The organism is Bacteroidales bacterium (genome assembly GCA_012517825.1).
Taxonomy (GTDB): Bacteria; Bacteroidota; Bacteroidia; order Bacteroidales; family JAAYUG01; genus JAAYUG01.
Window position 1 is genome coordinate 33,445 of sequence record JAAYUG010000115.1, and the last position, 22,748, is coordinate 56,192.

Annotated in this window: 16 protein-coding genes; 4 read left to right on the forward strand and 12 right to left on the reverse strand. The window is 45.6% G+C overall.

Translation table 11 applies throughout. The features are described 5' to 3' along the window. Positions 1-38: 38 nt before the first annotated feature. Positions 39-899 carry an aldo/keto reductase gene (locus GX419_08065; GenBank protein NLI24642.1) on the forward strand — a complete coding sequence of 287 codons (861 nt, stop codon included), beginning with the start codon at positions 39-41 and terminating at the stop codon, positions 897-899. A gap of 166 nt (positions 900-1,065) precedes the next feature. On the opposite strand, the gene GX419_08070 is transcribed toward GX419_08065, so the two are convergent. The 9 genes from GX419_08070 to GX419_08110 form a co-directional block, all read right to left on the reverse strand. Next, positions 1,066-2,151, reverse strand: coding sequence for a hypothetical protein (locus tag GX419_08070; GenBank protein ID NLI24643.1), 1,086 nt, complete (start codon positions 2,149-2,151; stop codon positions 1,066-1,068). A 99-nt stretch (positions 2,152-2,250) separates the two neighbouring features. Continuing rightward, positions 2,251-3,600 (reverse strand): Gfo/Idh/MocA family oxidoreductase, encoded by a 1,350-nt coding sequence (locus tag GX419_08075; protein NLI24644.1) that lies wholly within the window; start codon positions 3,598-3,600, stop codon positions 2,251-2,253. Positions 3,601-3,656: 56 nt separating this feature from the next. Further along, the gene (locus tag GX419_08080) at positions 3,657-5,051 is read right to left on the reverse strand and encodes a DUF1080 domain-containing protein (protein ID NLI24645.1); all 1,395 of its coding nucleotides are present in this window, start codon (positions 5,049-5,051) and stop codon (positions 3,657-3,659) included. Between the two features lie 9 nt (positions 5,052-5,060). Next, positions 5,061-5,939, reverse strand: a complete 879-nt coding sequence (gene galU, locus GX419_08085) for a UTP--glucose-1-phosphate uridylyltransferase GalU (protein ID NLI24646.1) — start codon at positions 5,937-5,939, stop codon at positions 5,061-5,063. 54 nt (positions 5,940-5,993) lie between these two features. After that, the gene (locus tag GX419_08090; protein ID NLI24647.1) at positions 5,994-6,998 is read right to left on the reverse strand and encodes a GHMP kinase; all 1,005 of its coding nucleotides are present in this window, start codon (positions 6,996-6,998) and stop codon (positions 5,994-5,996) included. Further along, entirely contained in the window at positions 6,995-7,744 is a 750-nt protein-coding gene (locus tag GX419_08095; GenBank protein ID NLI24648.1) for a glycosyltransferase family 2 protein, read from the reverse strand. Before GX419_08095 ends, GX419_08090 begins: the two co-directional genes overlap by 4 nt. Before the next feature lie 11 nt (positions 7,745-7,755). After that, positions 7,756-9,432: a glycosyltransferase family 39 protein gene (locus tag GX419_08100; GenBank protein ID NLI24649.1), complete on the reverse strand. Its 1,677-nt coding sequence runs from the start codon at positions 9,430-9,432 to the stop codon at positions 7,756-7,758. Next, on the reverse strand, positions 9,422-10,075 hold the full coding sequence (locus GX419_08105) for a phosphatase PAP2 family protein (GenBank protein NLI24650.1): 654 nt from the start codon (positions 10,073-10,075) through the stop codon (positions 9,422-9,424). Before GX419_08105 ends, GX419_08100 begins: the two co-directional genes overlap by 11 nt. Before the next feature lie 120 nt (positions 10,076-10,195). Continuing rightward, positions 10,196-11,341 carry a galactose mutarotase gene (locus GX419_08110; GenBank protein ID NLI24651.1) on the reverse strand — a complete coding sequence of 382 codons (1,146 nt, stop codon included), beginning with the start codon at positions 11,339-11,341 and terminating at the stop codon, positions 10,196-10,198. Positions 11,342-11,598: 257 nt separating this feature from the next. On the opposite strand from GX419_08110, the gene GX419_08115 reads away from it, so the two are divergent. Beyond that, entirely contained in the window at positions 11,599-12,762 is a 1,164-nt protein-coding gene (locus tag GX419_08115) for a galactokinase (GenBank protein ID NLI24652.1), read from the forward strand. 10 nt (positions 12,763-12,772) lie between these two features. Here GX419_08115 and GX419_08120 read toward each other — a convergent pair whose 3' ends face one another. From GX419_08120 to GX419_08130, 3 genes are read right to left on the reverse strand one after another with little or no spacing between them, the layout of a single operon-like run. Beyond that, the gene (locus GX419_08120) at positions 12,773-14,632 is read right to left on the reverse strand and encodes a T9SS type A sorting domain-containing protein (protein ID NLI24653.1); all 1,860 of its coding nucleotides are present in this window, start codon (positions 14,630-14,632) and stop codon (positions 12,773-12,775) included. Between the two features lie 3 nt (positions 14,633-14,635). Next, on the reverse strand, positions 14,636-17,431 hold the full coding sequence (locus tag GX419_08125; GenBank protein NLI24654.1) for a formylglycine-generating enzyme family protein: 2,796 nt from the start codon (positions 17,429-17,431) through the stop codon (positions 14,636-14,638). 8 nt (positions 17,432-17,439) lie between these two features. Further along, positions 17,440-18,459 carry a galactose mutarotase gene (locus GX419_08130; protein ID NLI24655.1) on the reverse strand — a complete coding sequence of 340 codons (1,020 nt, stop codon included), beginning with the start codon at positions 18,457-18,459 and terminating at the stop codon, positions 17,440-17,442. A 221-nt stretch (positions 18,460-18,680) separates the two neighbouring features. Between GX419_08130 and GX419_08135 the strand changes: the two genes are divergently transcribed. Together GX419_08135 and GX419_08140 are read left to right on the forward strand one after the other, a co-directional pair. Beyond that, positions 18,681-19,502, forward strand: a complete 822-nt coding sequence (locus GX419_08135; GenBank protein NLI24656.1) for a hypothetical protein — start codon at positions 18,681-18,683, stop codon at positions 19,500-19,502. Positions 19,503-19,599: 97 nt separating this feature from the next. Further along, positions 19,600-22,689: an ATP-binding cassette domain-containing protein gene (locus GX419_08140; GenBank protein ID NLI24657.1), complete on the forward strand. Its 3,090-nt coding sequence runs from the start codon at positions 19,600-19,602 to the stop codon at positions 22,687-22,689. Positions 22,690-22,748: the final 59 nt, after the last annotated feature.

Here is a 22,748-nt window from a genome sequence, read left to right on the forward strand (position 1 = left end):
AAAGTCTTGTGGTAAATGTTTATCAGAAAAACCAGACTATGAACCGGAGGAAATTCATCCGCAATTCAGCGTTGTCAGCAGGTGTTATTTCTCTTCCGTCATTTACTGCCTCCACCCTTCCGTCCCTGTTTGGGAAAAAAGCTTCTGATGAGATAATTTTAGGAAATACAGGCCTTAAAGTTACCCGCATGGCAATGGGAACAGGCACATCGGGCTGGAACAAGCAGTCAAATCAAACCCGTACGCTTGGTATTCAGGGACTGGCCTCTCTGCTTCACTATGCCTATGATCAGGGCATTCGTTTCTGGGATTCTGCTGATCAATACGGAACCCATCCCCATCTCAGAGAAGCTTTAAAATACGTGCCGCGCGAAAAGATTGTCATCCTCACAAAAACCCATGCTTCAACGCGGGAGGAAATGAAGGCTGATCTTGACAGATTTCGTTCCGAAATCGGCACAGATTATATTGACATCGTTCTTCTTCACTGCATGCTTGATGGAAACTGGCCGGAAAAGAAAAAAGGTGCAATGGAATATCTTTCAGAAGCAAGGGAAAAAGGAATCATTAAGGCCCACGGTGTATCCTGTCATACCCTGAAGGCTCTGAAGGCCGCTGCCGAAAGCGACTGGGTTCAGGTTGACCTGGCCAGAATCAATCCCACCGGAGACAATATGGATGCTGATGTTCCAACCGTAATTCCTCTTCTCAAAAAGATGAAATCAGACGGCAAAGGAATCATCGGAATGAAGATTTTTGGCGGAGGTACCCTCACAAACCGCGTGGATGAATGCCTTCGGTTTATCCTGAATCAGAACTATGTTGACAGCTTTACTATTGGAATTGAAAGCAAGGAACAGCTGCAGGAGATTCTGAGAAAAATACCGGAACTCAGCTGAATTCTGCGTGAGCCTCCGGTATATTTCAGCAACCTTCCTGTAAAAAATCTTTTTATCCCGGAGTATGCATCAAAACTACAAACCCCAGTATGCCGGCCTTATGTGCAGGCATTCGGATTGATCCGGCTGAAACAATGTGAAAGCGGCCATTTGGGCACATGCAGGTTTATTTGCCCGGTTGTTCCCGGGAAAAACCTGAAAACAGCTTGTCGGCTTTTTCCCGAGAAAGCCATTTTCCGGAACAAATGACGATCATATGGTTAAAAACCATTTCCTGGCCCGGTTTCAGAGTAAAAATCTGTTTTTCTTCCTTTGGATTAAACACCTGCTGTCCGAGGTTATTGACTGCGAAAAGACCATAGCCTCTGGCATGAAAGTGCGCCGGATACCCCGGATTGGAAGGATGGTCAAACAAGGTGACGGAGACTTTTCTGCCCTGGTTTTCCCCGCACAAGGTAACCCAATTATTGCGTGTGCCCCATACTGCATCACCTTCTTTCCCTGAACTGCCGATATAATTTCCCGTAACTCCCGAATTGTCGGCTACAGGAACAGAAGTAATCTTTCCATGCGAATCAGTCAGCACAACAGGTTCAGTGGAAGGCATTTCCAGAAAACGGGCTACTCTTAAACCCAGCATTCCTTCTTTGTTGTCAGTAAATACCACCGTTTCATTCAGTGCACGCAAACGGGTATTGCGTTTAATGATGCGCACTGAATCGCCGGCATCGAATACATACCGGGTTGATTCGTACAGAAGGTCCTTGCCTGTTTCTGTGCGCCACACTGCACTGTATGAAAGTGAGGAAGGTTTTCCGTTGCCTGAGGAAACAGCTGGTATTCCCTGAACTACAATTCGCCCGTACTTCGGTTTTTCTTTCGGTGGTATGGCGTACGAATTATTCCAGAAATCAAATCCATTGACATCTCCATAGTTAAACCAAACCCCTACATGGTGCGGATGATCGGTTCGTTCGCCGGCCACCTTTTCAAGCGGAAACGCCCGTGTTATTCTTTGCCCCGACGCATCCAGCACCGGATAAAGAAACGGTTTCTCGAGCGTGTCAGAGTACCAGAAAGCAGAAAAAAGGTTTTGTCCGCAATAAATTAAAATCTTTGCCTGTGTGGTATCATTGACAAAAGAATACCCCCGATCCTTTAACTTTCCTCCAGAGTTCTGGCATGCTGTCATGACCGGAAAAACCATGGTTACGATTAACAAAACTGTTAAAAAGAATATATTGTTTTTCATATGGGTTAATGTTACACACCATCGTTAGGTGTATCATCTGATGGCTGAATGTTTGGCATTACAGTATAAATTGACAAGGTAAAATCACCGGAAATCAGATCACATGGTGAATACCCTGCCACCGGCCAGCACTTCCTGCCGTTCCTCGTCGAAGGTGACTTTTTCTCCGGTATGAAGGGCAGCCGTAACCATGATATTGGCAATTGAATGGTTGTAGGCGGCTACCACATCTCCGTTGCACTTCCTGCGGCTTCGCAGGCATTCCATCCAGTTGCGCATATGAGCATTTGTCATCGGATCAGCGCCGGTATTGGCACCGGTGACCACTTTCATCTGCGGCAGAGATTGTTCTTTCAGCAGATTGGCTTTCATGCCCATAGCCCTGGCTTCACTTTCCTGCAGTCCGCCGTCGGACGTAATTTTGTTCAGATCAAGGTTCAGCATTCCTCCATTGGAGAAATACAGTTCCTTGGTGCCGCCATAGGAATTGGTAAAACGGGAGGAGTATACCACCTGGAATCCGCGGGAAGGATCATCCAGTGGGCCATAATCGAATACGGCCGTCATGGTATCGGCATTGGCTCTGCCATCTTTCCAGAGGTAAACTCCGCCGTTTGCTGCCACCGAGCGGGGATGGGGAAGGCCGGTAAACCAGTGCACCGTATCAATCTGGTGCGACATCCACTGGCCGGGAATCCCTGATGAATAGGGCCAGAACAGCCGGTACTCAAGATAGTACCTTGGATTCCATGGAACATAAGGACGATTGATGAGAAAACGTTTCCAGTCGGTGTCTTCTTCCTTAATGGAGGCTACCAGGTCGGGTCTTCTCCACCGCCCCGGCTGATTGACATTCCAGGTCATTTCCACCATGACGATATCACCAAACTTACCTGATTGAATAAATTCGGCTGCAGCAATATAATTGTCAGCCGATCTTCTCTGGGAACCAATCTGGAAGACCCTGTCCGATTCCTGCACGACCTTCAGGGCATTTCTGTTATCTTCCATCGTTTCGGCAAAGGGTTTTTCCACATAAACATCCCTTCCTGCCTGAACTGCCTCGATGGTATGCATGGCATGCTGGAAATCGGCCGTACTGATAATAACAGCATCCACATCCTTTCTTTCGTATAACTCCTCATTGTTGCGGGCCAGGGCTACTTTAATCCCCTGTCTGCCAAAGTAGGCCTGCGCTTCTTCTCTCCGGCGACTCCATATGTCAGAAACCGCTACAATCTCCATATTCAGGTCTTTGGCCGAAGCAAGAAAGGCCGGTATTAGGGATGATCTTGCACGATCAGAGAAGCCAACAATACCAACACGGATACGGTCGTTTGCACCTGTAATGCGCTGGTAGGCGCTGGCAGGAAGACTGATGCCCCCCAGGGCGACCCCGGCTGTTCCGGCCGCCATAACTTTTACAAACTTCCTTCTGTCTGTTTTCATATTGTATTTGATTAGCAGGTTATTACTTGATAGAACCCAAAATATAGATTTTTCAGTTACAGTTGTTTTATCTTGATGCTGCGGAAGGAGACCTCATCCCCATGATCCTGGAGTAAAATATGCCCCTCGGGTGCTTCGCCGAAGTTTTTCCAGACCTTGTACTTGCTTTCGCTAACCAGTTTTCTGAATTCAGCTGAACCGCGCTCATATTCAAGAACTTTAAAGCCGTTCAGCCAGTGCTCAACGTGGTTTCCTCTGGAAACAATGCGTGCCTGGTTCCATTCACCAGGCGCATTGACCCGTTTGTTAGTGGCCTTGATCAGATCATAAAGGGAGGCAAGAGTTCTGCTTCCTTCATGGTTTCCCAGTTTGGCGTCAGGATGGTTTTCATCATCCAGAATCTGGTATTCCAGCCCAATAGCAGAACCTTTGTTGTGTTCCGATTCGGTAACAAAGTATTTTATGCCGCTGTTGGCTCCCCTGGTAATTTTGAATTCCAGGGTCAGATCAAAGTCAGAATATTTGTCCACGGTAACAATATCGCCTCCATTGGCAGATTCAGCGCCCCCGGAAGGAAGAACTGTCAGCATGCCATCAGCAATTTTCCATCCTTTTTCAGGGAACTTATCCTTATATGCTCCCCTCCATCCATTGGACGTCTTTCCGTCGAAAAGAAGTTTCCAGCCATGATTTTTTTCCCAATCGCTCAGCGTATTGGGAATCATGTTCACCTGGCGGATGCCTGGGTCTCCATGAAATCCGTAGAAATCAAGACTGTCGGTACGTATTCTGATGTTCCTGAAACGAACCTGAAGCCCAACCTTTGACGCATCATCTCCCACCGAATGTACCTGCAGAGCAATCAATCCTTTGGGAGTGAGGTTATCCAGCAACCAGGAAGCAGGGACGTCGTTGATCCATGTGCGGATGGTATCACCTATGGCTTCAATCCTGAATTTATTCCATTCTCCCTGCCGGAATGCGTTACGGGCAGGTTCATTGTCGGCAAGAGTATACAACCAGCCTCTGCGGGATTCATCATATATTCCGCCGGTCCATGCCCTGGGAGAAGGGTCAATCTCCACCTGGTAACCATGTACCCGGCCGTTCATAACGAGAGGAGAACTGATGCTCCGGATTTGCACGCCGGAATTAAGCTGTGAATCAACTTTGAACTCAAGTTCAAGAATAAAGTTGTCAAATTCCTTTTCGGTACAAAGAAAACTGTTGGGACTTTTCAGCACGGTGGTTCCCACAATCTCACCGTTTTCAACTTTATATTCAGCGGTTCCGTTTTTCTGAACCCATCCGCTGAGGTCTTTTCCGTTAAAAAGCTGATACCAGCCAGTTTTTTCAACCGAAGGAGCAGACGAACAGGAAGCGGCCAGGACAAAGACAACCATTCCGGTTGCTACGACTGTTAATTTCTTGATATTTATAAAGTGCTTCATAGAAAATTATTAAGATGTTGTTTGCTTCGCAATATATTTTTTGAGCCATTCAAGGAATTCGACGCCAAATTCGGGATGTTTTACACCGTAAATAACATTTGTTTTCAGGAAGTCAATTTTACTGCCAATATCATATCGCTGTCCGGCAAAACGGAGTCCGTAGGCAGGCCTGGTCCGAACCATAAGGCGAAGGGCATCGGTGAGCTGAATTTCATTGTTTACGCCCGGAGGAATGGTGTCAAGGTAATCAAAAATATCAGGTGTAAGAATGTAGCGGCTGGCAATGGCCAGGTTGGAGGGTGCCTTATCGGCCGGTGGTTTTTCGACAAAGTCGTTGATGAGATAAACATCCCGGTCAATTTCGGTTCCGCTGATAACTCCGTACCGGCTCACAACAGCAGGATCGACCTCTTCCAGAGCAACGACCGGATGTTGGTATTTGTCATAAAGTGCTCCAAGCTGGCGGGTTACAGGGCCCTGATCAGAATCAATCAGCGTATCGCCGAGAAGTACGGCAAACGGCTGGCCATTAACGTGATCGCGGGCATACCGGATCGCATCACCAAGTCCGTTAAGTTCTTTCTGCCACACAAAATGGATATTGGCCATCGAGGTAATTGCGCGGATGGTAGCAAGCTCATCCGTTTTTCCTTTTTCCATGAGCTGGTTTTCGAGTTCGAAACTCCGGTCAAAATGCTCTTCAATGGCTCGCTTTCCTTTACCGATGATCATGAGGATATCGGTAATACCGGATGTAACAGCTTCTTCAACCACATACTGGATTACCGGTGTATCGACCACCGGAAGCATTTCTTTTGGCTGTGATTTTGTAGCCGGAAGAAACCGGGTACCGAAACCGGCCGCGGGTATTACTGCTTTGGTTATCATATTATTACATTTTCCGTGTACGTACACGGAATCAATTGCAATATATAAAAAACTTCAGATATTATAAACAATGGCGGGTTTTATTACCTGTATTCTGTGCGGTGCCATTGTTTCGACGAGCTGATGGAACATGGAATCTCCCTCGTAGGTACCAATGACAGCGCCTCCTGAACCGGTAAATTTGGCGGTAGCCCCCACGGAACGGGCCAGTTCAACCATGAGAATATTGCCTTTGCTGATAGGCATCACCTTTCTTCGAAGGTCGAAATTTTCATTCAGAAGCTGACCGAGGCGGCTTTTCTGGCCGCGCAGGAGGAATTCATAAGCTTTTTCGGTTAGCTCGCTCCACTGCCTGATGGCATCCAATACCTGAGGATCGCCGGCATGGTATCTTTCCCGGAAGGTATTGTGCACCACTTCAGAACCTTCTGAAAGGTCGGTGCGATAAGCAATATAGAGATCGGGAAGAAGGGCGGGGTCGAAAGGTTCATATTTTCCGTACCCCTGTTGATCCATGTATTTTTTGTTGAAATCCATATACACAGGGCATTCATAGGCCTGAGCCACACGATCCTGAAGTCCTGCTGCTATTTTCAGTTCATCGTTTTCCACACTGAGCACGAGGTTGGCCAGAATGGGCTTTGGGATAGATACCTCGTAAAAACTCATCAGGGCTTTCATACAGGCTGTAATAATAGCACTTGACCCGGCCAGGCCCAGACCGTATGGAATGTCGGACTGATAGCGGACAGTAAAATTCTTTTCCGGCAGTTGAATGCCTTTTGTCAGGCAATAATTGTAGAACACTTTAATGGTGGCTTTGATAAGTCGAATGCCCCCGTAATAACCATATGCCTTTACGTCATCGTTCAGTTTCTGGATGTTGCTGTACACGAGTGAATCGTACACAGAAGGCACAATCTCTATCTCAGGCGATTCGTAGAGCAATACTTCTGCCCTGAAGTTACTGAAAACAAAAGCGATCGTTTTACCAAAGTAACCGTCGGAGGGATTTCCGATGAGAGCAGCACGCGGATAGCTTGTGGTCTTAATGATCATGACAACGGAATAAGATACTGATATTTTTTCAGGCCTGTTTTATGCAGAAAATATTGAAAACTGACCCTGAGTACGCCCAGACCATAGACAACACTTCTGCGGAAATTAATGGATGAAGCTTCCTTAAAATATTTTGTAGGACATGTAATTTCAGCAATTTCAAAACCTGCCATAAAAATCTGGGCTATCATCTGGTTATCGAACACAAAATCATCTGAATTGGCATTATAGTTGACCTTTTCGAGCACACGGCGCGAAAAGGCCCTGTAGCCGGTATGGTATTCGGAAAGCTTCTGATTCAAAAGGACATTCTGCGCCAACGTAAGAATACGGTTAGCAACGTATTTGTAAAGAGGCATTCCGCCCCTGAGGGCACCTCGGCCCAGAATGCGCGAACCGAAGACGACATCGTATACTTCGTTGGCAATCAGATAGCACATTGACTGAATCAGGCGGGGTGTGTACTGGTAATCGGGGTGCAGCATAACAACGATATCGGAATTCAGCTCAAGAGCCTTGTTGTAACAGGTTTTCTGATTTCCGCCGTACCCTTTGTTTTTTTCGTGGCGAATGATATGACGGATTCCAAGGCGTTCCGCTTCCTGTATTGTATTGTCGGTACTATGGTCATCAACCAGAATAACATGATCCACTATATCAAACGGAATCTCCCTGTAGGTTTGTTCCAGGGTTTTTTCTGCATTATAAGCCGGTAAAACTACGGTAATGACTTTGTTGTTTATCATGAAGCATTTAATTAATCCGTTGAATTTTGGGAAACAACCTGCATAAAAACAAACCCGTTTTTTTCGTACAATACGCGCAACAAAGGGTATAATTTAAGGTATTTTTCCTTTTTGCTGATTTTGGTAACGGCATAAACCGGAATTCCTGCTTTCCCTTTGTACAATTCCTCCCCGAGTGTGGTAAAATTGCTTTCTTCCGGCATTCTTGCGGCATAGAACAAATTGGCATAGCTTTTAAAGCCCAGGGTCATAACAAGGCATTTTTCCTTCTGTTTGCTTTTATAAAAATCAATAGCCGCTCTCTGGGAAAAAGCTTCAATGCGGGAAGTGAAGAAGGTCATTGAAAACCAGGTAAAAGCCAACGTGCCCGCAAGAAGGAGCAATGTTCCCCGCAGGTATTGACGTGTTTTGAGGTGCAGCGAAGCCCATGCTGCACAAACAAGCAAAACTGCACCTCCTGCCCATTCGATTCCGGAAAACGTGACATCAGCCTGAAGATTTCCCGCTGCAAAAGGATCTTTTATCCACCCTGTTGCCAGGAGCCGGGAACGGTTTTGTATCACCAGCATGGCAAGTGCCGGAATCATGGCAAGAATGAGTGACTGTATCCAGAGCCATGTGTGCTGCCAGTGAGGATAATTTCTTCTGTTTTCAATGAGGGTATTGACATAATAAGCTGCCAGGAAGGTAAGCGGAAAATAGCAAAGGGAGGAATAATGCACGATTTTTGTTTTTACGATGCTAAAAAGAACCAATACAATCCAGAATAAAATCTGCAACCATAAAACAGATTGTTTCTGAAGGGAATTGTCGGTTTCCTGTTTTCCGAACAGCACGGGAACGGCAAGAACCGATGCCGGAAAAACTCCGAAAAGAAGCACTACCACGTGGTAAAGGAAAAAACCTCCATGTCCGGCATCCTGTGTCGAAAACAATCTGATCTGATAGCGGATAAATTCCAGAACAAGATTCATATTTCCGTTCACAATCTGCAGGAGAAACCAGAATCCTCCCGTTAAGGCTACAAGAATGAAGTAAAGAACCACATGCCAGACGGAGGCATTAAGGCGGAACTTATTAAAAGCCAACCACATGATAAAGGTCAGCATCAGAATCAGAACCGCCACCGGGCCTTTGGTAAGAATAGCGAGGCCTATGGATAAAGCGGAGAAAATCAACATGGGGATACCCTTTTCTTCCTTTCTGCGCTCAAGGAAGAAGATAAGAAACAGAATGCCTGCGAAAATGAACAAATTGAACCAGGGGTCGATAATACCTGACCTGAAATAAAAAAAAGGCAGCATAGAACCAAGGTACAGAGCGATCCAGAGGATGGCAAAGCGGGTTGAAAAAATCCGTCGGCCGGCAAACCAGAGGAGAAAGATGGTGCAAACTCCTGCTACGGCATTGGGAAAGCGGGCGGCAAATTCATTTATCCCGAACAGATGCATAGATAACACCTGCATCCAGATAAACAAAGGGGGTTTTTCCCAGAAAGGCTGATAATTGATGCGTACTGTCAGATAATCGCCCGAAACAATCATTTCACGGGCTGATTCGGCAAAATTCACTTCATCCCAGTCGAACAGGTTTACCCGCCCAAGAAACGGGAGAAACAAAGTGAGGGCGAAAAGAGAGATCAGAACAGGATACAGGGCGTTCCTGCCCTTAAAAAAGTCAGTCAGCATGCTTGAGCAAGTTTCGAAGGTTATTGTCGAACCAGGGTTTTTCAATCCGTTTTAAAATCATCAACGAAAAAACAACGGAAATGATTCCAAGGAAAGAACCGGCCAGAATATCGATCAGGAAATGCTGCGACAGATATACTCTGGAGTAAGCCACCGCAAAAGCCATTAAGAGAAAGAAAATCTCCCAATGCCAGCGCCTTGTGATGTGTGCCAGAGCGAAAAACAGAGCAAAAGCGCTGGCACTATGGCCGGAAGGAAACGAATGACTCCGGAGCATTTTAACCCCGTGAACGATATGGAGGTTGTAAATACCATCAAAAAAGGCAACCGGACGCATGGCCCCGGGGAAAGCAAAGTTTTTAAGAATCTGTGCGAGCAATCCTGAAATTATGAATGACAGCAGGATCAGAAAAAACCATCGCAACCTGATGAAACTAACCAGGAAGGAAAGCATGACAATGAACAATCCATTACCCAACAGGGTTAAATACTTAAAAAGCTCATCAGTTAACTGGACATGAAAGGAGGTGGCATAAATATGCGACTGTGCTTTACCGTATATGAGCAAAAAAGAAAGTGCCACCAATGCAATGAATAGCCAGCCTATGAGGAAAAGTTTCCGGGCAAACAGCAATTTCAGCATACGGATGGTTTATGTGAACAGCACAAAAATAGTATATTCCGCGCAAAACAGGAGGTGTCTCAACCTCCTGTGAAATTTTATTTTGGCACAAAACCTATTTGTTCATTGAATAGCCGGCAGTTATTTTCCAGCAGAAAAAACGTATTCAATCGTTTCGTGGAATTTTTCTCCCGGATTCAGTACAACGGACGGAAAGTTTTTCTGATTGGGCGAATCGGGGAAATGGTGAGGTTCAAGAGCAAGTCCATTCCGAAAGGCATAGATTCCACCGGACTTTCCTTTAGCAGTTCCGTCCATAAAATTTCCGCTATAGAACTGAATACCGGGTTGGGTTGTCCAGATTTCAAGAATCCTGCCCGTTACCGGCGAATGAAGGCGTGCGGCCAGGCCAAATGATCCGGGAGCTTTCGACAGAACCCAGTTATGGTCATATCCCTTTCCGTAAAGCAATTGCTGATGCGATTCGTTTATGCGGGCACCAATAGTTTGTGGTTTTCTGAAATCGAATGGGGTATTGTCAACCGGCATCAACTCACCGGTAGGGATCAGCGTTGAATCAACGGGAGTAATGGCATCGGCAACCAATGTCAGATCATGGCCGAGAATGTCTCCTGTTCCTTCTCCATTCAGATTAAAATAGGCATGGTTTGTGAGATTGATAATGGTTTTTTTGTCCGTTTCGGCCTGCATATCAAGCACCAAGCGGTTGTCGTCCGTAAGTGTATAAAAAACATTCACCGTAAGATTGCCAGGATAGCCTTCCTCCCCGTCTTTTGAAAGGTAAGAAAAGAAAACAGTGTCCCCGTTCTGCCGGCTATCCCATACATGTTTGTCAAATCCCTTCAGGCCTCCGTGCAGGGTATTTGGACCATTATTGAGGTAAAGGTTATAGGTAACTCCATCGAGGGCAAATTTCCCTTTGGCAATTCTGTTGGCATAGCGTCCCACAATGCAACCAAGGTACATGTTATCATTGAGGTATTCGTCGAATGTATGGTAGCCCAGCGTTATATCAGCACGATTTCCGGCTGAATCAGGCGTAATAACCGACAATATCCTGGCGCCGTAATTGGTGAGCCATACTTCCGTTCCCTTGCTGTTTTTCAGGGTATACAGCTTAATCTCCTTACCGTCAACCAAACGGTGAAATGTTGCTGTATCAAGTGCCGGCAAAGTTGCATTCTGCTTCTGAGAATTGCGGGAGCAACTTCCCGATACAAGTGCTAATACCAATAGCGAAAGAAAAAATGCAGGTTGTGATTTCATAGTTATCTGATTATTTATACCATTGCAAATTAAAGGAATTTCCTTAAAAATATGCGACTGATATTGTTGAATTATTATTCAGTATGGATATTAACCCAAGATTATTCTTTCCTATCAGGTAATTTATTGAGAAAAACCAAAAAATGCGTTCTTTTGTAGAGGGTCGAAATACGGCATTTTTTAATTAAAAAAATTATCTGCTATTTTAGCGCTTCGTTGCAGAAAGAAAATTGTTGAATAATTAACCTGCTTTTGTTATGGATACCAGAACGCTGCTGCAGAATTTCCAATCAGTTTATCCCGACAACCATCATGAGGTGCGCATATATTTCAGTCCGGGGAGAGTCAATCTCATCGGAGAGCATACAGACTATAACGGGGGGTATGTTTTCCCGTGCGCATTAAGTTTTGGCACGTATCTGGTAATGGCACCGAACGATACCAACAAAGTGCAGTTTGCCACCGGCAATTTTGATGTCCGGCACGAGCAAAACGTCAATGCCCTCAACAAAAAAATTGATCAATTATGGATTAACTATCCCATGGGTGTGATGTATGAATTTATTACGCGGGGTTATGCTATTCCGGGAATTGACCTGTTTTTTTACGGCAATGTTCCCAATGGTGCCGGATTGTCCTCTTCCGCCTCTATCGAAGTTGTTACTGCCACTGCCTTGAATGACTTCCTTCATGCAAAGATTGGTGGTGTTGATATAGCCTTGTTATGCCAGCACGCTGAAAATCATTTTGTTGGGGTTAACTGCGGAATCATGGATCAGTTTGCCTCGGCCATGGGTAAAAAGGACCATGCTATTTATCTGGATTGCAATACGCTGGATTACCAGCTGGTACCGCTGGTTCTGAAAGGGTACAAATTGGTGATTGCCAACACCAATAAGCGTCGCGGGCTGGCTGATTCGAAGTACAACGAACGGCGCAGGGAATGCGACCAGGCAGTGGCCGAAATCAGCCGTGTTAAACCCATCAAATACCTGTGCGAACTAACGGTGGAAGAATTCAATCAGGTGCAGGGAGCCATAAGCGACGATACGGTAAGGCGCAGGGCACGACATGCCATTTCAGAAAATGAGCGGACAGGAAAAGCTGTTCAATTGCTCCGCGAAGGGGATCTTGCAGGATTTGGGCAATTGATGAATGCTTCCCATGATTCACTCCGGTATGATTATGAAGTTACCGGCGTTGAACTCGATACGCTTGTTGAAGAAGCAAGAAAAATTCCCGGAGTGATCGGTTCAAGAATGACCGGAGCCGGATTCGGAGGATGCACTGTGAGCCTGGTTAAAGAAGAAGCGGTAAATGAATTGATTGAAAAGGTTGGAAAAGGATACCATGCAGTAACCGGTCTGAAGGCTGATTTTTATGTAGCGGAAGTCGGAGACGGTGCAAGGAGAATTCTCTGAAGGCCTTCTTTCAGGGTATTACAAAGCGTGCTGCATAACGAATTTTATTTTCCGTAATCATCAGAACATATACACCGGGTGTCCACTGACTGACATCCAGTTCCAGATGGGATTCGCTGCTGTCAAATTTCCGGACTATCTGACCCGACAGATTGATTACACTAATTGTACGCCTGGCGTCTTTCAAATAAAAATCCAATGTTACCTTGCCGGCGGCCGGATTTGGGTATAAAAGCAGATACTTGCCCGAAGTATCCATTGGAACTACGGTAATTCTGGCCAGCACATCAGATTCTGTATCGGCAGCGATGCCGGTTATACGATGGGGAAAATTCATTGCCAGACTCTGTTCTGCCTGATCGATCCTTATCATGATGGTTGAATCACCCCCGGGATAGTAGATTGTGAGAGGAAGCGAAAAGCGAAAGACAGGAGTCTTTGGTGATGATCCCTGCTGTTGCAAATTCAGCAGTAAATGGTTGCCGATTTGCTGCCATTCAACCTGAACAACCGGATAACCAAATCCATAATACCACTGATCAAAGAATCCCTGCCAGTCCCTGCCGGTTACCTGCTGAAAGGCATTCATGAAATCGCTTACCGAAGCAACGGAATATTTATTCTGCTGCAAATAATACCTCAATGCTTCAAAGAAAAGTGAATCATTGCCTGTCTCTTTCCGGAGCATATGCAAAACGGCTGCCCCTTTTTTGTAACTGAGATTGTAATTAAAGATGCGGTATACATTGGTCGCTTCTTCCGGCGGGACGTACAGGCTACCTTCGGGCATGGCAAAGGCAAAAGAATGTGCCTGGCTCATCCATGCGTTAGCTGATTCTTTTCCTTCAAAATGATCCAGGGCGAGGTATTCACCGTAGGAAGCAAAGCCCTCGTTGAGCCAGATATCGGACCAGGAAGCACAGGTCACCATATCGCCAAACCACATATGGAAAAGCTCATGGGAAACAAGAAGAAATCCGAAATTGCTGAGGGTGGTCATAGTCTGATGTTCCATACCTCCACCCATCGGGGCCAGGCAGTGTCCGTATTTTTCTTCCGGGAAAGGAAAGCCCTTCATCAGAGCAGAAAAATATTCGATAAAATCTTTTGTTCTGTCGATCTCTGTTTTGAAATTTTCAAGAATGGAAGGAACATTATAAATGAAATTCACAACCGGCAGTGAATCAGCCATCCCATAGGGCCGGGCAAATATTGTGTAATTCTGATAGTTTGCCACCGCTATGGAAATCAGATAATAAGCAATCGGGTAACGGGATTTCCAGTGAAAGCGCAGTCTTTTATCGGGCAGGGTATCGACACCGGCAAGGGTACCGTTGGAACCGGCCATGCACCAGGGAGGAACGGTTACCACGACATCTGACGAATCAATTTTGTCAGAAAGAACCTGCTTTGCAGGAAACCAGTCACTTGCAGCAAAAGGTTCCGATAGCGTCCAGGTAACAGGAACATTCCATTGCGTATCTTTCCTGTTGGTTATGCCGGAGAAAAAACCGCTTCCTCCAGCATTTCCGGAATAATGAATTTCAGATTCAGCCAGGGTATTGGCAGGAAAAGGGCCGGAAACGAACAGAAGGTTGTTCTGATGAGACCAGGCAACCGGAACATGATCTACCAGAACAGAATCGACATGGTATTTTTCCGAAAGCTCAAAGCAGATCCTCTGAACATCCTGGCTGACAATAAAACGGCAGATTGCCTTGCCTTTGATGAAGGCTGAAGTATCGGAAGCTTCCAGTTCAAGGCGAAGGTATTTGACATCATAACCGGAAGAGTCGGATGCCGGCTCGGCATGAGCTCTGAATGTAAACAGGAAAGGAGCAAGAATGCATACAAGAAGCCGTACGTCCATATCCTATGGGTTTCTGGTTGTTCCTGCCGGCAACGGCAAGGCATCCTTAACGCATCTGAATCCGACGGTGGCTGAACGGTCAAAACCCGGAGCCACCCTGATGAGGATCTGTCGCTTGTTCACCGGCTGCGGACCACCCTTAATATACCATTCGCTTGCATCGGGCCGGAAATAAGAACCGCCCCTGATGACAGAAAAAAGATAGGATCCGTTATCATATTCATCCTCTGTCATCTGCCATACATTGCCCACCAGATCCTCGACCTTGAAAGGAGATTTACCTTTCGGGAAAGCGTCAACCGGTGTAGTTACGCCAAAGGCGCTGTTGCATTTGGTGGCGTGAAATTCATTCCCCCATGGCCAGGCTCTTCCGTCGGTTCCCTGGGCAGCATACTGCCATTCATGTTCGGTCGGCAGACGTTTTCCTGCCCATCTGGCATAGGCCCTGGCATCCTCCATACTAACCCATACAACAGGATGATTTTCCATCCCTCTTGGATACATTCCGTTTGTCCAGTGCCGGAGGTAGCCGGTTGTGTCGGCAGGACGGTAGCCTGTTTCCTGAATGAACTGGTAAAACTGCTTATTGGTTACAGGGTACCGATCCATGAAAAAGCGGTTCATATCGATCCATACGCTATCAGGTTCCGGCGGATACGGAATGAATGACTCGTCATGCCATGCTGTATAAAGAAATTTTCCGGCAGGTATCTCAACCATGTCGTTCGGACAGGCAGAAACAGGCTCAGTTGGTGAAAGCCGGTTAATTTTCCGAATCCATCCCTGAGGAAATTCATACACCATTTCATCAATAAGTTCCTTGTTGTTGAAAAGCTGGAAAATTAACCTTCCCTGGTAATGCCCGTACTTTTCACAGAAATTGATGTGTAACTGGCCGGCAGGGTATTCATCCGGAGTATTCTGATAGGAAGGCTCATTTTTCCAGATCAGAAGCCGGTTACCCCGGTCTGCCCTAATGTAAAGAGAATCTCCCGTCCATTCTATTTTTATGGTACGCGGAAAAGAGGCCACACATTCAATACTTCCTTCGAGGCGGGTATGAAGATTTTCTTTGGGGAAAGGAAGAACCGGCACCGGCAGGTAAAACTGATCGCCAATACGGACAGGTGTCAGTTCCGTATGACTCCACAGGCTGACAAAGTGAGTGCCTTCGGTATTCCTTACCGGAAAAAGTGCGCCAGCGTGTCCTCCGGGGATCAATGAAAAGATGGTGAACAAGGTTTTATCCTCGTTTTCCCAGCGGTTAATGTAAATGCTGTCTCTCAGGGATGCGATAAGGGGAGTGAAGTTTCCCTGCTGAAAGACCTGGCTGTTTTCGCGCAGTATGCGGGTAGTTTTTCCCAGAAAAAGAAACTCCTCCCCTATCCATTGCGGACGTCCGGGGGCCATGGTGTTGATTTCGGTTCCGTATCCGTTAAAGAAAGAAATGGCTATTTCGCGACGGATGTGTCCTTCGCTGAGCTGGCATACCCGAAAGATCGCAAAGTCAGGTCTGATGAGCTTGTTCAGGTTCAGTGGCGGCTGATAATAGATGGCATCGTGCACTCTTCCCGCAAGAATTCCCTGCATATCCCTTGGCACAGCCATTCCTTCGCTGTACATAATAACGCCGTCACGCACACTGTCGGCGGCAGCCTGCAGTTCATGGCTTGAACTTCCCCTGGTGTCCAGCACCACCCCGTCGGCTCCAATTGATTTAATCAGGTACGACATTCCCGCGAGCTGATCACCATCGCGGGTGCTTTTATCCCAGGGATTATATGAAATAAAAAAACGGGTGCCATTTTGCCTTGCATAATTTGCCAGTTCCTGCAATTTAGGCAACCCGAACGGCAAATCAGCATAAAGATCCCACTGATTTCTCTGGTCCAGTCCGAGCCGCGGCCAGGTAGGCCAGAGAGCATAAATATCATACCCTCCGAAATACTTCTTGCCTTCTTCGAGAAATCCATAAAACGTATACTTTCTGGTCCGGGAATCATAAAAACGCTGGTCCCAGGCAAACTGAACCGTAGCAACATAGGCTGAACGAACCCACTGAAGATCTGCCCGTTTATAAAGAGCCTCATCAAACTGCGCCACATCAAAAAGATAGCGGTCATGAAATGCTTTTTTAAGGCCATTTTGCCATTCTCCTTCAAAAGGCTCAATAAACAGGGTGTATTCGACGGAAGAACCCGGCGCCAGGATAGTGGAATACCGGCGCAGGACAGCTTCCTCTCCGGAAGTTCTTCGGGCAAGACCATAGGCAGAGGTTTTTCCGTTCAGATCAATGGAGGAATATCCTAATTCCCAGACATTGTCAGGAAGGGTAACATCGACCGGTCCGCATCCCGGACGGAATATTTTGGCCCGGGCCAGAGCCGGAGGTCCGGATGCTGTAAGATACAGCCTGTCAGAAGCCGTTCCGAAAGGTACTACATTGGAAATCTGAACTGTGTCTGATGAAATATTTTCTATGATCAGAACAGTTTTGTATACCAACCCTCCGGAAGAATCAGATTTCAGGGTAAATTTCAGACTGTGGTTGTATTCTATGCCCAGATCAGGAGGCAGATTGCTTTTTACCACTGAAGGATCGATGTTTTTGCCATTGAGCAGGCAGGTAAATAACGGCAGGGGCGTTTTTAACGTATACCGCACGTTGTCAGAGGTTCTGAATTCAGTTATCCGGAAAGGAAAAACATTATCAAAAACCGGAGTGAGGGCGGGTTGCGCCGGCAATAAAGCATATTTCAGCCAAACCAACACCAGAAAAAGCAAAATTCTTCTGTGCATAGATTCTGTTATTGCACCTGATAAAAACGATAAATTGTTGTCTGCTTATAGGTATCTCCGGGCTGAAGCACCACAGAAGGAAATTCCGGATGATTGGGAGAATCGGGATAATGCTGGGCCTCAAGGCAAAGTCCCCAGAACTGATTGTACCGGACATTCTTTTTTCCGACCTGTGATCCGTCAAAGTGATTGGCTGTATATAGCTGAACAGCAGGTTCGGTAGTTTTCATTTCAAGAGCAAGGCCGGTTTCGGGATTTATCACTACCGCCGAAGGCTTTGACAAGCCAGGTTCATCCAAAATGAAATTGTTGTCATATCCTTTGAAAGGAAAATCCTCCCGCTTCACCTTTACCGGTTTTCTAAAGTCAAATTCCGTACCGGTCACGGGCAGAATTCTGCCTGTTGGTATTAGCTCGCTATCGGTTTCGGTAATGGACGAGGCGTTTATCCATAAAAGATGGTTGACAACATTTTCTTTAGCTCCGGTAAGGTTAAAATAAGAATGGTTTGTTAAATTAACCACCGTCATCCTGTCGGTTTCTGCCTTATAATCGAACACAATCTCATTTCGTTCCGTAACACTCACACGCACAGCCACCTTCAGGTTTCCGGGAAAGCCTTCTTCTCCATCCGGACTAAGGTATGTAAAGACGACGGCCTCCTGACCCGGTTCAGGATGTGCTTCCCATATTTTTCTGTTAAATCCTTTATAACCACCGTGCAGGCAATGCTTTCCGCTGTTGGGAGTAACTTTGTACTCATGATTTCCCAGCCTGAAAGAGGCATTACTGATCCGATTGGCATACCGGCCGCAAATTACTCCAATGTATGAAGCATCCTGAGCATAGGATTCAGGTGTATCAAATCCAAGCACAACATCGGTCAGGTTTCCCTTCTGATCCGGCACCATAACCTTATGAAGGGCTATTCCAAGATTAAGAATCTCAATGAAAAACCCATCCCTGCCATGCATACGAAACAGGATAACCTGTTGTCCGTCATACGATCCAAACGACATGCTTTCCATGATAGAATCAGTTTTTTTCCGAGTCAAAGCTATTAAAATGATATATTTAAAAAAACTAAACGGACTGAAATTTTATTTCATACCTTAGCAGAAATTTAATTCCTGCCTATGAAACACCCATGTATTGCAAACACAAACATCTATGAACAAAATTCAAATCATGGGTGTTCCCCGCTTTGGCGGGGCAGGCTATCCTACCTTTAAAAATCAATTTTGTCCAGATGAAAAAAACGATAAATTTCCTCACTGTTCTGTTATTTACAATTCTTCTCCTGGCAGGGGGTTGTAAAGGCCGGACACCTGCCACAGGAGCTTCTGAAAACAGAGATTCCGTGGTTTCAAAAGATGTACTCATAAAGGAAGTATTTGAATATCCTTTACCTACGGCATTTGAGGTAACGAACATGCTCGTAAATGCCAAGGCACCCTGTATCATTGATTTATGCAATCCGGTTTCCAATGCTGAGAAATATATCAGTCAAACCCGGAAAGCAATCAATCTTGGAGTTTACGGGGCTGATCTGTGTTATACGGTCGCCTACAATCAGAACCAGGAGACCATGAACTACATGAATGTGACACGAAAGCTGGCTGATGAACTGAACATTGGCACAACCTTCAATGCTTCCGTTGCAGAACAGATTGAAGCCAATCTTCAGAACAAGGATACATTGATCCGGATCATTTCCGATGCGTTTTATAAAACGTACAACAGCCTGATGCAAAACAAACAAGACAAGCTAAGCGCGTTTGTAATGGCCGGTTCCTGGGTAGAAGCCTTTTACATTACTTCCCAGATTTATCTTACAGCCCGCGACAAAGATGCAATAGCCTCCATTCTTATAGCCCATGGGAATTCTCTGAATAAGCTGCTGGAAATAATGCAGCCACTTTCAGAGGAAGGTGATGCAGCCTCGTTGTACAATGATCTTCTGTCAGTAAAAAAAGAATACGCAAAGCTGGAAAAGGAAAAGAAAGCCAAGCCGGATTACTCAGGTCTGGTGCGCCTTGCAGAAAAAATCAGAACGCAGATAACCGTATAATACGGTGATTGCATTTGCTGCTCCGCCTGCTTCAGATGGTAAGATCATACAGCGTTATTATTAATGTTCAGAAGATCTGTTCCACAGTGTTTAAGAGATGCGTGAGCCTGTTCTTGTAGCTTTGATGCATTTGTTCGCTCTGGCTGAAAGTTTGCATTTAAAGGCGTTTTCAGCCAAAGGAAGAGCTATTGCTGCATCGTTTGTAAAAAACATTGCCCGTTCGGGAGAATTTATTAAGCTTTACGACGACTATCTTGATTTTTACAAACGTGAGCTGAAAGAAAACGAATCGCCCGGCATCCGCGAACTTATGGTCAAACGCCTGGGGAAAAAGCTATGCAGGGAACTGATTCTGCAGGAAAGGCTGGTTGTTCTTATCCGTCTTACTGAATCATTTTTGCAGCACGAAAAGCTTTCAAAAACCGAACTTGCTTTTCTTGAGAGTATTGCAACTGAATTTCACATCAGCGTTGAAGACAGAAACGCATTATTTGATTTTGCGCAAGGTTTAACCGCTGAATGGAAAGACACATCCTCCCTGCTGGTGATTGAAAAACCGGGAGCAGAATCATCCGATGAACTGGAAGGTGCATGGATTGAGCAGAACAAACCCCTCACCGGCACTACAGAACGGGTTATTGCCAGGGCAGGGCTAAATGGGAAAATTGAGATCCTTCATCTTTCAGATGCCAGAGCAATTCTGTTTAAATATATCGGAACCTCTGAATTGTTCATCAACCAGCAAAAAGTAGAATCCGGTTTGTTGTATCTGTTGACGGATGGTTCCATCATCAGAGGGAACAATATTTCTCCGGTTTATTTCAGTGAAATCATCAGCCGGTTTTATCAGACCGACAAACCAAAAATTGTTTTGCAAGGGAAGAATGTTTCCTATTCGTTCGGGCCAAACGGGAAAGGCATTGCTCCCTTTTCATTCTATGAAGAATCAGGGCATCTGGTAGGAATTATTGGCGGAAGCGGCGTTGGTAAATCCACTCTGTTGCGTCTCCTCAGCGGGCAATTGCCATTGAAAAGCGGTACCATCACCATAAACGGGTATGACCTCCACCGTGACAAATTCAGGTTACAGGGAATGATAGGCTATGTTCCGCAGGATGACCTTTTGTTTGAGGAACTGACCGTATATCAGAATCTGTTCTACAATGCCTGCCTTTGTTTTGGAAGCATGAGCAAGGGGGAAATAACTGCGATTACCCGCAAAATGCTCCGCGAACTGGATCTTGAAGAAATTAAAGACCTGAAAGTTGGTTCTCCGCTGAACAACATTATAAGCGGAGGTCAGCGGAAACGGTTGAACATAGGACTGGAACTGATGCGAGAACCTTCCATTCTGCTGGTGGATGAACCTACTTCAGGTTTATCATCAACTGATGCGGAAAAGGTGATGCTCCTGCTTCGGGAACTAGCCAACAAGGGAAAACTTGTCATTGTCAATATACACCAGCCATCGTCAAATATTTTCAGGCTATTTGACAACATCTGGGTACTTGATCAGGGTGGATTTCCTGTATACTCCGGGAATCCGATCGAAGCGGTGCATTACTTTAAAAGCATAGCTTTTCATGCCAATGCGCTTGAAAACGAGTGCCCGGTCTGCGGAAATATTGACACAGACCAGATCCTGCGGATTCTTGAAGCCCGGGAAATTGATGAACAGGGAAGACTTCTGGGTAAGCGGCGAAGACAACCTGAAGAATGGTACCGGTTGTACAAGGAAAATATTCCGCAGAACCATGATCTGAAAGCAGAAAAATCCCTTCTGCCCCGCCATGCATCAGGTATTCCTGATGAGACCCGGCAACTTGTTGTATTCAGCAAACGAAATTTTCTCAGTAAGATCGGAAATATTCAGTATCTGATTGTTGCCTTTCTTGAAGCACCTCTGCTGGCATTGATACTGGCCTGGTTTACACGTTACGAAACCGATGCCGGTTATTTTTTCAGTGAAAACAAGAATGTTCCGCAATATTTATTTATGGCCGTGGTTGTTGCGCTGTTCATAGGTCTCACCATCAGTGCCGAAGAAATAATCAAGGATCGCAGGATTCTCCTCAGAGAGAGCTATCTGAATCTAAGCTGGTTCAGTTATATCAATTCCAAGGTTTTTTACCTTTTTGGACTGTCAGCCATTCAGACTATGCTGTTTGTCCTGGTCGGAAATATTGTGCTTGGTAATCCTGAAATGATTCCGGCTTACTGGATTGTGTTGTTCTCAACCGCCTGTTTTGCCAACCTTCTGGGCCTAAACCTCTCATCGGGACTTAAATCGGTAATAGCCGTCTATATCTCCATACCCTTACTCCTGGTACCTCAGCTTTTGTTCAGCGGGGTTATCGTATCATTCGATGACCTGCATAAAAGCCTGACGCGCAGAACTGTTGTCCCCGTTATAGGTGAAATCATGGCTTCTCGATGGGCCTATGAAGCACTTGCCGTCGAACAGTTCAGCCACAATTCGTTTCAGAAGCACTTTTTCAAAGCAGAACAAGAAATAAGTGATGCCGGATTCAAAGTCAATTTTCTCATTCCCCGCCTGGAAAATGTAGCTCAGGCAACGATAAGAAAACTCAATGATTCTGCGGCATTCCATGAACGGCAAAACAACCTGAAGCTTCTGTACAATGAAATAAAAAAATTCCCTGAAAATAACGGGCTTTATCCTTTCGAATATATTGACAGCCTCAAAATACAGTCTTTTAACGAAACCATCGGAGAGGAATTACTTGACTACCTGACGTATGTGCGGTTGCAGTTTCTGGGAAGACTGGAAGAAGGCAACCGGCAGAAGGACTCCATTTACAATTCCTTACTTACCCGGTTGGGAGAAGATGGTGTTTATCGCCTGAAATCCAGGTCGCATAACAGCAGGCTTGCCGACATTGTGCAGAATAAAAATGAACTTGTCAAATTTATTGAAGTTAATAACCATATAATTCCCAAAAAGGACCCGATTTACGTATTGCCTGAATCGGATTACGGAAGGGCCCATTTTTATGCGGCATACAAAAGGCTGAACGGACAGTATATTGACACCCTGTGGTTCAATCTTGTGGTATTATGGCTGATGACCTTTATTCTTTACGCAATCCTTCTCACAAATGGCCTGGCCGGGACTCTTGATTATTTCAGCAGGGAAATAAAGAATATAAGCCGAATCCGCCGATAAATTCTATCAAACCGGTTTGCCAGAAAGTTTGTATTTTTTATTTTTACCAAAACCAAACA